Source organism: Xanthomonas sp. NCPPB 1325 (assembly GCF_041477645.2).
Taxonomy (GTDB): Bacteria; Pseudomonadota; Gammaproteobacteria; order Xanthomonadales; family Xanthomonadaceae; genus Xanthomonas; species Xanthomonas cannabis.
Genome location: NZ_CM192985.1, coordinates 2,836,210 through 2,849,097, shown reverse-complemented (window position 1 = coordinate 2,849,097; position 12,888 = coordinate 2,836,210). Strand labels below are relative to the sequence as shown.

General features: G+C 65.8%; 13 protein-coding genes. 5 read left to right on the top strand and 8 right to left on the bottom strand.

Annotated elements, in window-relative coordinates:
- Positions 1-6 precede the first annotated feature (6 nt).
- The 8 genes from ACCQ10_RS12210 to ACCQ10_RS12175 all read right to left on the bottom strand — a co-directional run bounded on the left by ACCQ10_RS12210 (position 7) and on the right by ACCQ10_RS12175 (position 7,501).
- Positions 7-1,263, bottom strand: coding sequence for a lipoprotein N-acyltransferase Lnb domain-containing protein (locus ACCQ10_RS12210; protein WP_372360792.1), 1,257 nt, complete (start codon positions 1,261-1,263; stop codon positions 7-9).
- Entirely contained in the window at positions 1,260-2,138 is an 879-nt protein-coding gene (locus tag ACCQ10_RS12205; protein WP_372363113.1) for a CorC family transporter, read from the bottom strand. Before ACCQ10_RS12205 ends, ACCQ10_RS12210 begins: the two co-directional genes overlap by 4 nt.
- Before the next feature lie 95 nt (positions 2,139-2,233).
- A complete protein-coding gene (locus tag ACCQ10_RS12200) occupies positions 2,234-2,752 on the bottom strand; it encodes a hypothetical protein (RefSeq protein ID WP_179453895.1) in 519 nt (172 codons plus the stop codon).
- Positions 2,752-3,237, bottom strand: coding sequence for an rRNA maturation RNase YbeY (gene ybeY / locus ACCQ10_RS12195; protein ID WP_047697745.1), 486 nt, complete (start codon positions 3,235-3,237; stop codon positions 2,752-2,754). Before ybeY ends, ACCQ10_RS12200 begins: the two co-directional genes overlap by 1 nt.
- Positions 3,238-3,441: 204 nt before the next feature.
- Positions 3,442-3,753: a hypothetical protein gene (locus tag ACCQ10_RS12190; protein WP_372360791.1), complete on the bottom strand. Its 312-nt coding sequence runs from the start codon at positions 3,751-3,753 to the stop codon at positions 3,442-3,444.
- Positions 3,750-4,739 carry a PhoH family protein gene (locus ACCQ10_RS12185; RefSeq protein WP_372360790.1) on the bottom strand — a complete coding sequence of 330 codons (990 nt, stop codon included), beginning with the start codon at positions 4,737-4,739 and terminating at the stop codon, positions 3,750-3,752. The genes ACCQ10_RS12190 and ACCQ10_RS12185 overlap by 4 nt, the downstream gene beginning before the upstream one ends.
- A 613-nt stretch (positions 4,740-5,352) precedes the next feature.
- Positions 5,353-6,822, bottom strand: coding sequence for a tRNA (N6-isopentenyl adenosine(37)-C2)-methylthiotransferase MiaB (gene miaB / locus ACCQ10_RS12180; protein ID WP_047697749.1), 1,470 nt, complete (start codon positions 6,820-6,822; stop codon positions 5,353-5,355).
- Between the two features lie 37 nt (positions 6,823-6,859).
- Positions 6,860-7,501, bottom strand: coding sequence for a glutathione S-transferase family protein (locus ACCQ10_RS12175; protein WP_372360789.1), 642 nt, complete (start codon positions 7,499-7,501; stop codon positions 6,860-6,862).
- Positions 7,502-7,595: 94 nt separating this feature from the next.
- Here ACCQ10_RS12175 and ACCQ10_RS12170 point away from each other — a divergent pair, with 94 nt between their 5' ends.
- The 5 genes from ACCQ10_RS12170 (at position 7,596) to ACCQ10_RS12150 (ending at position 12,608) form a co-directional block, all read left to right on the top strand.
- Complete coding sequence (locus tag ACCQ10_RS12170; RefSeq protein WP_372360788.1) at positions 7,596-8,561, top strand: helix-turn-helix transcriptional regulator; 966 nt, start codon at positions 7,596-7,598, stop codon at positions 8,559-8,561.
- A gap of 48 nt (positions 8,562-8,609) precedes the next feature.
- Entirely contained in the window at positions 8,610-9,587 is a 978-nt protein-coding gene (locus ACCQ10_RS12165) for a lytic transglycosylase domain-containing protein (protein ID WP_372360787.1), read from the top strand.
- Between the two features lie 366 nt (positions 9,588-9,953).
- A complete protein-coding gene (petA, locus tag ACCQ10_RS12160; protein WP_039407822.1) occupies positions 9,954-10,598 on the top strand; it encodes a ubiquinol-cytochrome c reductase iron-sulfur subunit in 645 nt (214 codons plus the stop codon).
- Entirely contained in the window at positions 10,598-11,857 is a 1,260-nt protein-coding gene (locus ACCQ10_RS12155) for a cytochrome b (RefSeq protein ID WP_104579611.1), read from the top strand. Before petA ends, ACCQ10_RS12155 begins: the two co-directional genes overlap by 1 nt.
- Positions 11,850-12,608, top strand: coding sequence for a cytochrome c1 (locus ACCQ10_RS12150; protein WP_372360786.1), 759 nt, complete (start codon positions 11,850-11,852; stop codon positions 12,606-12,608). Before ACCQ10_RS12155 ends, ACCQ10_RS12150 begins: the two co-directional genes overlap by 8 nt.
- The last annotated feature ends 280 nt before the right edge of the window (positions 12,609-12,888 follow it).

Below are 12,888 nucleotides of genomic sequence, written 5' to 3'. Positions count from 1 at the left end.
CCTGGATCAGCGCGTGTGGACAGGCACATCACGCCGGCGCAGGGCGACCGCGAGCGCAGCGTGGATGGGCAACAGCAGCATCACCCACTGCAGGTTGTCCTGGGCCTGGAAGGAGAGCCAGTGGATCACCAATGCCAGCAGCGCGCCGGCGGCCACCAGCCATGCCAGCACGTTGAACCAGCGGCCCGGCCGATGGCCCAGCTGCAGCCGGATGCCGCCGAACCACAGCAACACGCACAGCGGATTGACCAGCAGCAGGTTGCGGTTGGCCCACGCGGACTGATGCGCGGTGAAGCCCCACAGATACACCAACAGGCCGCCGCCGATGGCGCACACCAGCCAGAACGGCAGTGCCAGCCCGGCCAGCAGACGTTGCCGGCGGCGCAGCGCCAGCACGCCGGCGGCCACCAACGCGCCGGCCAGCAGCCACGGCCACCAATGTCGCTGCTGTTCGGCAGGCTCGGGTGCCACGCGGTGCGGCAGCAGCACCTGGGTGGATTGCACCAACGGCCGGCCGGCGCTGTTGTGCACCTGGGTCAGGCTGTCGGCCAGACGCGTCGGCACGAACGCTTCTTCCCAGCGTGACAGGGGACGATCGGCGTACGGACCCAGGCCCAGGTCGAAGCCCAGCCACATCCACGGCGCAGGGGAGGCCAGGCGTACCGCTTCGCTGCGGTAGGTATTGCCGCGCGAGCGGCCGGCCAGTTGCGACTTGAGCGTGCCGCCCATGGCACGATCCAGCGCATCGCGCACCATGGTGGCGCAATTGGCTTCGAAGTAATCGTAGTGATACCGCGCGTTTTCCGGCCGGCTGCGGACAGCCAGGCCATCGGCAAGCGCGCGTGCCTGCTCGGGCGGCAGATCCAGCCACTGGATGCTGACGCCACGGCCGACGCTGCGGTACTGCGACAGGTCTTCTTCCAGCGGCAGCGCCACCAGGTAGTACATCATTTCGCCACGCGCAAAGCGCGGTACGAAGTCCGGCTCGCTGGGGTCGAAGAAGCCGAAGTTGTAGGAGGTCGCCTGCTGGGTGAGCGGGTCCACCACCACGATGGCGTCATGCCCGAACCGTTCGAAGAACACTTCGCCGGGCTGCATGGTGACCACGCCCACCCGTGGCGCCGGCGCCGGCGGCTGTGCATTCTGAGCGAATGCAAACGGCGCCAGCAGCGACATCAACAGCAGCAGCGCGCAGGCAGCCAGCCATTGCCGGGCGCCACGGCGCGGCGGCGCAGTGGCGGTGCTGCAGGTGGTCGGGTTCAAGCGTCGTCCTGCGGGTCGGGCGGCAGAATGGTGACGTGGAAGGCATGCACGCGGCGCGCATCGGCCTTGGCCACGCGGAACGCAAACCGCCCCAGGGTCAGCTCTTCGCCGGTCTCGGGCAGATGGCCGATCGCATCGGTGACCAGTCCACCGACGGTGTCGTATTCGTCGTCCGGGAACTCGGCGCCGAAGCGCTCGTTGAAGTCCTCGATCGGCGTCAACGCATCGACCACGTAGCGGCCATCGGCCTGGATGGCGATCAGCGAATTCTCCTCCTCGGCGTCGTCGTGCTCGTCGTCGATCTGGCCGACGATCTGCTCCAGCACGTCTTCGATGGTGACCAGGCCGGCAACGCCGCCGTACTCGTCCACCACGATCGCCATGTGGTTGCGCGAGAGGCGGAATTCCTTGAGCAACACGTTGAGCTTCTTGGACTCGGGGATCAGCACCGCCGGGCGCAGCAGTTCGCGCACGTTGCCGGGCCCGTTGTCGGCGACCACGCCGCGCAGCAGGTCCTTGGCCAGCAGGATGCCGAGCACTTCGTCCTTGTTCTCGCCGTGCACCGGGAAGCGCGAATGGCCGGATTCGACCACCTGCTTCATCAGGTCGATGAAGCGCGCTTCCACCGACAGCGAAACCATCTGCGAGCGCGAGATCATCACATCGCCCACGGTGAGCTCGGACACGGAGATCGCGCCTTCCATCATGCGCAAGGTGTCTGCGGCGATGAGACCGTCCTGCTCGGCGGTGCGCAGCAGCGCGACCAGTTCGTCGCGGGTGTGGGGCTCACCGGAGAAGGCCGCGCTCAGGCGTTCGAGCCAGCTGCGGCGTTTTTCGGAGGGTTCTGAGGTGTGGCTACTGTCGTCTTCGGACATCGTGACGGGGAAGGGCACCCGGCAAACCAGGCATTAGCCCTCAGTCTAGCAGGAAGCCGCTAACACGCTGTGGATGCGCGGGCAGGGGCCAGGTCTCAGGGCAGGTCCAGGCTGTATCCGCAGCCGACCACGGTCTTGCCGGGGTGCGATTTGACGTTGGTCACGCTCAGCACCACCGATTCGATCATCGCCTCGCCGGTCTTGGGGTTGGTGGTGTCCTCGCTGACCAGCTCGCGGCCGTACATGACCTTCTCGGCGTTATCCACGCCCAGTTCCAGCTGCAGCTGCCTGGCCAGCGGGCGCGGATCGGGCAGGTCCAGGATCGCCATGATGCTGGCGCCGGAAAAGGCGATGTGGTTCGTGCTGTGGCCAAACACGCGGATCGGCGTGTTGAGGGTGTACTCAGTCATGAACAGGTTGGACTGATCCAGCGGCGTCCAGCCCAGCGCCACCGCCTTGAGCGGGTCGGCCAGCACCGGCGCCAGGGCGTTAAAATCGCCGATGCGCTGGCGGCACTCGATCAATGCCGGCAGGTCGGGACGCACCGGGGCGGCCTGCGCCCAACCCGTCGCCGGACTCAGCAACAGCCCCGCGATGGCAATGGCCGCGCGCATCAACGCTCCCCCGCGTAGGGGTCGTCGATGCCCAGATCGGCGAGGATTTCGCGCTCCAGCTGTTCCATCGCATCGGCCTCCTTCTCGTCTTCGTGATCCCAGCCCAGCAGGTGCAGGGTGCCGTGCACGGTCAGGTGCGCATAGTGTGCAGCCAGCGACTTGCCCTGTTCGGCGGCCTCGCGCGCCACCACCGGCGCGCAGATCACCAGATCGCCTAACAGCGGCATCTTGATGCCCTTGGGCAGGCCCTCGGGCAGCTCGGCCGGAAAGCTCAGTACATTGGTGGCGTAGTCCTTGCCGCGGTAGTGATGATTGAGCGAGCAGCCTTCCTTCTCGTCGACCACGCGCACCGCCAGATCGGCCTCGCGGATGCGGCCCTTCAGCGCAGCAGCCACCCACTTGCGAAAACTCACCGCCGAGGGCAGGCCGGCGCGTGGCAACGCATAACTGACGGCGACGTCGAGGCGGACGGGTCCACGGGTCATGGCGAGCGCTTCCTGGGCAAAGAGATCAACGAGTGCAGGTGATCAGCAGGAGCACCGTGGGCCCATTGGGCACGCGGTAGCTCGAGCTGCCAAGCGGGCCGCGCCCGCAACCGTGATTGTAATCGCGCACCCGCACGCTTGAAACGAACCCGGGCTGATCGTGCAACCAGACCGCCGCAATGCCGTCTTCCAGCAACTTGCCGATCAGCAACTGGCTGGCACGGTGCGCATGCGCGACCGGTGAACTTCGCAACCGCGTGCATCGTTGACGGTTCCAGGCAAATCGAGCAACCAGCGTGCCGAGGGATACCCGGGCGCCATCGCCTGCAGCGTTGCGGTGGGAACACTGATGCTGACAGCTTCGGTAGCCAGGGAAATACAAGGAGGCGTCACCTGGACGGCCGGAATGACATCGCGGTCGACGATCTCCGGCGGTGGCGGCGTCTGGCTGGCGTTGACTGATGCCGGCGTCGCCATTGCAATTGCCAGCATCAGGCCGGCAATTGTCCTGCTCACTCGGGATTGCCCTTGGCAGCGTTTTCCTGTTGATCGCGCTGGTCGTAGGCAGTGACGATGCGTTGCACCAACGGGTGGCGCACCACATCGCGCGCTTCGAAGAAGGTGAAGCTGGCGCCTTCGACGTCGCGCAGCACCTCGATGGCATCGCGAAGGCCGGACTTGACGTGCTTGGGCAGGTCGATCTGGGTCAGGTCGCCGGTGACCACGGCAGTAGAGCCAAAACCCAGGCGGGTCAGGAACATCTTCATCTGCTCGATGGTGGTGTTCTGTGCCTCGTCCAGGATCACGTAGGCATCATTGAGCGTGCGGCCGCGCATGTAGGCCAGCGGCGCGATCTCGATGACGTTCTTCTCTAGCAGCTTGACCACTTTTTCCACGCCAAGCATTTCGTAGAGCGCGTCGTACAGCGGCCGCAGGTACGGGTCCACCTTCTGGCTGAGGTCGCCGGGCAGGAAGCCCAGCTTCTCGCCGGCTTCCACCGCCGGGCGCACCAGAATCAGGCGCTGCACGCGCGACTCGTTCAAGGCTTCCACCGCGCTGGCCACGGCAAGAAAGGTCTTGCCGGTACCGGCCGGGCCGATGCCGAAGTTGATGTCGTGGGTGGCGATCGCATGCAGGTATTTGGCCTGGTTGGCGCCGCGGCCACGCACCGTGCCGCGTTTGACCTTGATGGCTACATCCTGCGGCTGGTACGCGCGTTCGGCCACCTGCTCGACATTGGCATCGTTCAAGCGCAGGTGGATGGCGTGATTGTCGAAGGTGACCGAGGCCGCTTCGTCATACAGCGCGGTCAGCAGCGACTGCGCGGCGGCGATTGCCGGCTCCGGGCCGGTGATGCGGAAGATATTGCCGCGGTTGGCGATCTCCACGCCCAGCTTGAGTTCGATCTGGCGCAGGTGCGCGTCGAAGGGGCCGGCAAGATTGGCCAGGCGCTCGGTATCGTCGGGTTCCAGGGTGAAATCGCGGTAGGCAGGTGAGTTCATGGTCGGATCGGACAGCGCGCGCAGGCGGCGTCGGTAGGACGGTAGACGAGGGTAGCGCGCGGCATGTGATCCCACCAACAAACCGGACGGCGCAGCGTGGCGGCCTGCGGGCGGGGATGTTCTCCACAACCGCTGTGGAGTCACGCATCACTAACCTGTGGATAGAGTGCGGCAGCCCTACTGGCACAAGGCCGGGCGGGTGGGTGGCGAAAAAATCGCCAGTGCGCGGACGGTTGTCCACAAACGATGTGGATCGAATTCGGCAAAGCCTGTGGGTAAGTGCGGCGGCACCTTGTGCAGCAAGGCGCCTCGGATGTGTGGTGAAATTTTGACCAGCGGCCGAAGGCTGCAGCCACGGCACGCGGAGCAGCCAGCCACGCGCGCATGGCGCCGGGCAGGCAAGGTGGCGTGCACGCAATACGTGATCCCGCTGAGAACACTGTGCCGGGGCACGCGCATGCAAACGGCGTGCGCCGCTGCCGATCGCCAGGCTCGCGATCGATGGCGGATGCAGGTCTCTGCGCGCGCCGAAACGCGCGTCAGCTCGCTCGACGGACGCACTGCTGCAGGCGATGCTGCGACCGGCAACGCGGACTGCGCTGCCGGAATCGGATCAAGCCTCGTCGTCTTTCAGATGAAGGCGGCCGCGCAACGAATTGCTCATCGCCTCGGTGATCAGGACATCGACAAACTGCCCGATCAGCCGCGGATGGCCGGGGAAATTCACCGGGCGCATGTTTTCGCTCTTGCCGGTTAGTTCGTTCGGGTCGCGACGCGACGGGCCTTCCACCAGCACGCGCTGCACGCTGCCGACCATGGACTGCGAAATGCTCGCCGCATGCGTGTTGATGTGCGCCTGCAAGCGGGCCAGGCGCGCCTGCTTGACCGCTTCGGGCGTATCGTCCTGCAGGTCCGAGGCCGGCGTGCCCGGCCGACGCGAATACACGAACGAAAAGCTTTGATCGAAGCCCACGTCTTCGATCAACTTCATGGTCTTTTCGAAATCCGCTTCGGTCTCGCCGGGGAAGCCGACGATGAAGTCCGAGCTGATCGAGATATCCGGACGCACCGCGCGTAGCTTGCGGATCTTGGATTTGAATTCCAGCGCGGTGTAACCGCGCTTCATCGCCGACAGGATGCGGTCGCTGCCTGCCTGCACCGGCAGATGCAGGTAGTTGGCCAGCTGCGGCACGTCGCGATAGGCATCCACCAGCGAATCGGAAAATTCCAGCGGATGCGAGGTGGTGAAGCGGATCCGGCCAATGCCCTCGATCTGCGCAATGGTGCGAATCAACAGCCCCAGGTCGGCGTACTGCGCCGCGTCGCCGGCGTCGGCGCCGTAGGCACCGCGGTAGGCATTGACGTTCTGGCCAAGCAGGTTGATCTCGCGCACGCCTTGCGCGGCCAGCTGCGCCACTTCCACCAGCACATCCTCGAACGGCCGGCTGACTTCCTCGCCACGCGTGTAAGGCACCACGCAGAACGAGCAATACTTGGAGCAGCCCTCCATGATCGACACGAACGCCGACGGGCCCTCGGCGCGCGGTTCGGGCAGGCGGTCGAACTTTTCGATCTCCGGGAAGCTGATATCCACCTGCGACTTGCCGGACGCGCGCCGTGCACGGATCAGCTCCGGCAGCCGGTGCAGCGTCTGCGGCCCGAACACCAGGTCCACGTATGGCGCACGCTTGACGATGCCATCGCCTTCCTGCGACGCCACGCACCCGCCCACGCCGATGATCACCGGCGTACCGCCGGCCTTGGCGCGGCTTTCCTTGAGCAGCCGCCAGCGCCCCAACTGGCTGAACACCTTCTCCTGCGCCTTCTCGCGGATGGAGCAGGTGTTGACCAGCACCACGTCGGCTTCTTCGGGGTTGTCGGTCAACTCCAGGCCTTCGGCGGCGGCGAGCACGTCGGCCATCTTGGCCGAGTCGTACTCGTTCATCTGGCAACCGTGGGTCTTGATGTACAGCTTGCCGCGCACCACGGCAGGCGCCGCCGGGCGGGCGACCGGCAACGGCAGCAGGGCAGGGGCGTCCACGGCGGTGGCCGCGGGCAGATCGGAAACGGATGTCCCGGGCATGGCGCTTAATCCAGGCGGGTTGAGTGAGCCGCGCAGTTTACCCGCTTGGGTAGGCAGCGTCCGCACCGCACCGGCCATCGACCGCTGCAGCGCGGGCCACCGCCGGCCGTGCGGCCATCCGGGCGATGTAGGCACGGGTCGGTGCCGGCGGGTCGATCAGGCCGAATTCCACCATCCAGCCCAGTGCGCCACCCCACAGCACATCGGCCGCGCTGCAGCGCGCACCCAGCAGGTAATCGCCCTGCGCCAGCTGTGCATGGACGACCGCCAGCACGGTATCGGCGTCGGCATAGGGCGAGAGCGAGCGCGGTGGCGCCTCGCGCTTGAGCGCAAGATCCATGATCGCCGGCTCGAAGGCCGAGCCGTAGAACGCCAGCCAGCGCAGGTAGGCGCCACGGTCGGCATCGCCTGGCGCCGGCGACAGCCCGGCTTCCGGATACATCTCTGCCAGGTACTGGTAGATGGCGCCCTGTTCGGTGACCACGCTGCTGCCATGGACGATGGTCGGGATCTTGCCCATCGGGTTGATCGCCAGGAACTCCGGCGAGCGCTGCTGCGCGAGTTCCAGATCGACCAAGCGAACATCGTAGCTGGCGCCCAGCTCTTCCAGCAGCACCAGCACACCGCGCGAGCGCGAACGGGGGTTGTGGAATAGGGTGATATGGCGGGCGTCGGACATTGCGGGCTCCTGGAATGTGGCTGGGCAGTGATGGCTGGTATGCCGATCTTAGGGGGCTATTGCGGACAGTTTCCGTCCGCAATACGGTGCTGTCATGGCCTCGACCGCTGCCCGTCTGTTGCGACTGCTCTCCCTGCTGCAAGGTGGCCGGCACTGGTCCGGCACGGCCCTGGCCGAACGGCTGGAAGTCCACCCGCGCAGCCTGCGCCGCGACATCGGGCGGTTGCGCGAGCTGGGTTATCCGTTGCATGCCACTTCCGGCAGCGGCGGCGGCTATTCGTTGGGGCAGGGAGCGGCCGCCTTGCCGCTCCTGTTCGAGGAAGAAGAAGCGCTGACCGTGGCGATCGCACTGCGCGCGGCAGCGCCGGCCATCGCCGGGATGGACACCGCCGCCGCGCGGGTACTGGCCAAACTGGACCCGTTGCTGCCGCGGCGCAGCGGCCAGCGTGCCAGTGCCGCGCATGCGGCCATGGCCAGCATGCCGCTGGCCGAGGCCGGCACCCTGGTGGACGCGGCGATGCTGGCACTCCTGGCCGGCGCGTGCCGCGACCGCGCCACGCTGCGGCTGCACTATCGGCGCCACTCCGGTGCGGCCATCGTGCGCTGTGTCGAGCCCGCGCTGCTGGTCAACTACGGCCGGCGCTGGTACCTGCTGGCCTGGGACTGCGAGCGCCAGGACTGGCGCACCCTGCGCGCCGACCGGATCGACCAAGCCACCGCCACCGGCGCCCGGTTCGCCACGCGTGCGCTGCCGGAGGAGCCGCTGCAGCTGCTGCGCAAGGCCGTCGGCGAGGCGCCGTTCCCGTGCCGCGTCCGAGTCCGCCTGGCCGGATCGCTGGAAATGCTGGCCGCGCAGGTCCCGCCATGGCTGGGCGCGCTGGAAGCCGACGGGGCGGGCCATTGCTGGCTCGGCCTGGGAGCGCCGAGCCTGCCTGCGTTGGCAGCCAACCTGCTGCTGCTCGACTTGCCGTTCGAGGCGATCGCGCCGGCCGAGGTGGGCGCATCGTTGCGCATTGCCCTTGAGGCATTGCAGACGCGACTGGACCGGTTATCGGCCTGAACGCTGACGCCCTTGGCAAGCCCGGGGCAAGCTGGGACACTCCGCCGCATGAAGGGGATGTCAAGAACGCTGGGACTGTTGCTTGTCACGTTGTCGGCCGCGCCGGTCAGCGCCGGCACGCTGTACAAGTGCGTCAGCGGCGACGGCATCACCAGCTACCTGAGCAAGCGCCAGAGCGGGGCGACGTGCAGCGTCATCAGCAGCTACACGCCGGACCGTTCGGCGCGGCGCGTGCCGCCAGTGTCATCGCTGTCGGCCGGGTCCGCGCGGCCAATTGCCAGCATCAACAGCATCGACAGCGGCGCGCCTGCCACGATCATCAGCCCCCCGCCGCCACGGCGCACTGCCGAGACCGCGGCGGTGGCGGTGCCGCGTCCGCCGGCAGAGCGCGCGACATCGCTTATGCCGGTCCCCGCGCCGGCTGCAGCGGTCAATCCGCGCCGGGTGGTCAGCGGGCAGGTCTATTCCTATATGAAAGACGGCGTGCGCCACTACACCAGCGCACGCCCACGCCAGGTGGCCAGCATCGAAGGGCTGCGCACCATCCACTACAGCTTCATCGAGACCTGCTACGCCTGTGGCGCCAAGCCGGGCGTCAACTTCGGCGCGATCCGGCTCAACACGGCCGCCTACCAGCAGGAGATCGCCTCGGCAGCGCGCGAATTCGGGGTCGAAGAAGCGATCGTGCGTGCCATCATCCATGCCGAGTCGGCCTACAACCCGCTGGCACTCAGTCGTGCCGGAGCGCAGGGGCTGATGCAGCTGATGCCTGGCACCGCACGTCGCTTCGGTGTCAGCGATGCCTATGATGCATCGCAAAATATTCGCGGCGGTGTGCAATATCTGTCGTGGTTGCTCAAGCGCTTCAACGGCGATCTGACCCTGGCGGCAGCCGGCTACAACGCTGGCGAAGGCGCGGTGGATCGCTACGGCGGTGTGCCGCCCTATAGCGAGACCCAGCGTTATGTCCAACGCGTCGGCCTGCTGGCCGGCCGTTATCGCGGGCAGAACGCAAGCGCCAACTGAGCGCACGTCGCACGCTCACCCTGCGATGCAGCATGGCACGCTGTCGCGTGCCTGACGATGCTGCGACGCAGTCCGCAGTGTGGTCGGCGCCGTAACCGTGTCGTCATGCAGTGACGGTGCGGCGCACTGGCTTCGCGGTGGGTCGCTTGCATATGTGACAACGCTGCGATGCACCGTGGTCTTGCAAGGGGTGCGCAGGGCGCAGCGCGGCCGTCTGCAGCGGCCATTGCATCGCGCAGGTCCGACTGCGTACATTGCATTGTCTGTGCATTAAGCGTTCCGCTACACTGCGGTGGATTCATCACGGCTGGACCCCCCGCCAGCCGTTGGCAGCCTCACGCTACCTAATCAAGATCGGAGAGCCGGATGGCCAACGATGGGGTTAACGCACCTGCCGATACCGGGCGTCGTCGGTTTTTGACCGCGACAACAGCCGTGGTCGGTGCGGTCGGAGCAGGATTTGTCGCAGTTCCGTTCGTGAAGTCGTGGAACCCCAGTGCACGCGCCAAGTTGGCCGGCGCACCGGTGACCGCCGACATCAGCGCCTTGCAGGAAGGGCAACGGCTGGTCCTGGAATGGCGCGGTCAGCCCATCTGGATCGTCAAACGCTCCAAGGCGATGCTTGACGCATTGCCATCGCTGGACGGCCGGCTCAAGGACCCCAAGTCCGAGAACAAGGACCAGCAGCCGGAGTACGTGCTGAAAAATCCGGAATACCGCTCGATCAAATCCGACATCTCGGTGCTGGTGGGGCTGTGCACGCATCTGGGTTGTTCGCCGGAAATGGTGGCCGAGATCCGCCCCGAGCCCTACGACCCGCAGTGGAAGGGCGGTTACTTCTGCCCCTGCCACAAGTCGCGCTTCGACATGTCCGGCCGCGTCTTCGACGGCGTGCCCGCACCGATCAATCTGCTGGTGCCCCCACACCATTACGTGGACGACAACACCCTGGTGATCGGCGTCGATCCGGACGGTGCCGGTTCGTCGGCGAAAAGCACGGGGGCTGCCTGATGAGCAATATCCTGGTCCGTACTGCCAACGGCGTGTTCGATTGGGTCAACGAACGCGCGCCCGGGCTCATGCCCATGTACCGCAAGCACATCAGCGAGTACTACGCGCCGAAGAACTTCAACCTCTGGTACTACTTCGGCTCGCTGGCCATCGTGGTGCTGGTCAACCAGATCGTCACCGGCATCTTCCTGACGATGCACTACAAGACCAGCGCCGCCGATGCATTCGCCTCGATCGAATACATCATGCGCGACGTGGAGTGGGGCTGGCTGATCCGCTACATGCACAGCACCGGCGCTTCGCTGTTCTTCATCGTGGTGTATCTGCACATGTTCCGCGGGCTGATGTACGGCAGCTACCAGAAGCCGCGTGAGCTGGTGTGGATCCTGGGCATGCTGATCTACCTGGTGCTGATGGCCGAAGCCTTCATGGGCTACGTGTTGCCATGGGGGCAGATGTCGTTCTGGGGCGCCAAGGTCATCATCTCGCTGTTCGGTGCCATTCCAGTCATCGGCAATGGGCTGACCGAATGGATCATGGGCGACTACCTGCCCGGCGATGCCACGCTCAACCGCTTCTTCGCGCTGCACGTGATCGCGCTGCCGCTGGTGCTGTTGCTGCTGATCGTGCTGCATATCGGCGCGCTGCATGAAGTGGGTTCCAACAACCCCGATGGCGTGGATATCAAGAAAGGACCGAAGGGCAATCGCTGGGATGCGCACAAGCCCGCCGACGGCATTCCGTTCCATCCGTACTACACGGTCAAGGATCTGGTTGGGGTCGGGTTCCTGCTGCTCATCGCCGCCTTCATCATCTTCTTCGCGCCGGCCTTCGGCGGCCTGTTCCTGGAACACGACAACTTCACCGAGGCCAACCGGCTGGTGACGCCGGAGCACATCAAGCCGGTGTGGTACTACACGCCCTACTACGCCATGTTGCGCGTGGTGCCCAACAAATTGGGCGGTGTGCTGGTGATGTTCTCGGCGATCGCCATCCTGTTCCTGGTGCCGTGGCTGGACCGCGCCAAGGTGCGCTCGGTGCGCTATCGCGGCTGGATTTCCAAGGTGGCGTTGGGCGTGCTGGTGGTGTGCTTCGTGTGGCTGGGCGTGATCGGCTCCGGTCCCGGCACCGACGCGCATGAGACCTATGTTGGACGGGTGCTGACCTTCCTGTATTTCGCCTTTTTCATCACCATGCCGGTGTGGACGCGGCTGGACAAGACCAAGCCGGTTCCGGAGCGGGTGACCACCCATGACTAATTCCAACGTGAGGTCATGGACGTCGCGCGTGGTCGCGGTGCTGTGCGGTCTGGCGCTGGCGGCGGGTGCGGTCGCCGCCGAGGGTGGCAAGGTGCAGCAGGCCGGCAACGACCTGGGCGACCGCGCGTCGCTGCAGCGCGGTGCGCAGCTGTTCATGAATTACTGCTCCGGCTGCCACTCGTTGAAGTACCTGCGTTATTCGCGCATGGCCAGCGATCTTGGTTTGAGCGAAGCGGAGGTCATGAGCAACCTCAACTTCACCGGTGCCAAGATCGGCGAGCACATCGAGGGCACCATGCCGCACGATGCGGCCGCCAAGTGGTTCGGCAAGGCGCCGCCGGACCTGACCTTGATTGCACGCGTGCGCGGTACCGACTGGGTCTACACCTATCTCAAGTCGTTCTATCTGGATCAGACCCGCCCGCTGGGCTGGAACAACCAGTTGTTCCCCAACGCCTCGATGCCCAATCCGTTGTGGGAGCTGCAAGGTCTGCAGCAGGCGCAGTTCGGCCCGGCCGACAAGGCCACCGGCGACAAACCGGTCGAAGCGCTCAAGCTCGGGCAGCCGGGCCGTCAGACGCCAGTGGAATTCGACCAGACCGTGCGCGATATCGCCAACTTCCTCGAATACGCGGGCGAACCTGCCGCGTTGAAGCGGCAGAGCATGGGCGTGTGGGTGATCCTGTTCCTGGCCCTGCTGACCTTCATCGCCTACCTGCTGAAGAAGGAATACTGGAAAGACGTGCATTGAACGGACCGCACGCGCACTGATCCGGTAGTAAGCAGGCAGCAAGACCAGGCAGCAAAGCCAGGCAGCAAAGCCAGGCAGCAAAGCCAGGCGGCCCCTCTCCCGGCGGGAGAGGGGTTGGGGTGAGGGTACGGCGCGCAAGTGGAGCATGGCGCTCGCGAACAAGCGCACTCAGCCTATCGGTTGCCAGCATCCCTCGAGATGCAAAGCGGCAAACGCCATTAAACACAGCACACGATTGCGCAGGCCTAACGCGCCAATTCGCGCTTGACAGCGCACGCAG

Excerpts from the sequence above, each read along its gene's own strand:
- ACCQ10_RS12205 (WP_372363113.1), bottom strand. The coding sequence starts at position 2,138 with ATGTCCGAAGACGACAGTAGCCACACCTCAGAACCCTCCGAAAAACGC.
- ACCQ10_RS12200 (WP_179453895.1), bottom strand. The coding sequence starts at position 2,752 with ATGCGCGCGGCCATTGCCATCGCGGGGCTGTTGCTGAGTCCGGCGACG.
- ybeY (WP_047697745.1), bottom strand. The coding sequence starts at position 3,237 with ATGACCCGTGGACCCGTCCGCCTCGACGTCGCCGTCAGTTATGCGTTG.
- ACCQ10_RS12185 (WP_372360790.1), bottom strand. The coding sequence starts at position 4,739 with ATGAACTCACCTGCCTACCGCGATTTCACCCTGGAACCCGACGATACC.
- miaB (WP_047697749.1), bottom strand. The coding sequence starts at position 6,822 with ATGCCCGGGACATCCGTTTCCGATCTGCCCGCGGCCACCGCCGTGGAC.
- ACCQ10_RS12175 (WP_372360789.1), bottom strand. The coding sequence starts at position 7,501 with ATGTCCGACGCCCGCCATATCACCCTATTCCACAACCCCCGTTCGCGC.
- ACCQ10_RS12170 (WP_372360788.1), top strand. The coding sequence starts at position 7,596 with ATGGCCTCGACCGCTGCCCGTCTGTTGCGACTGCTCTCCCTGCTGCAA.
- ACCQ10_RS12165 (WP_372360787.1), top strand. The coding sequence starts at position 8,610 with ATGAAGGGGATGTCAAGAACGCTGGGACTGTTGCTTGTCACGTTGTCG.
- petA (WP_039407822.1), top strand. The coding sequence starts at position 9,954 with ATGGCCAACGATGGGGTTAACGCACCTGCCGATACCGGGCGTCGTCGG.
- ACCQ10_RS12155 (WP_104579611.1), top strand. The coding sequence starts at position 10,598 with ATGAGCAATATCCTGGTCCGTACTGCCAACGGCGTGTTCGATTGGGTC.
- ACCQ10_RS12150 (WP_372360786.1), top strand. The coding sequence starts at position 11,850 with ATGACTAATTCCAACGTGAGGTCATGGACGTCGCGCGTGGTCGCGGTG.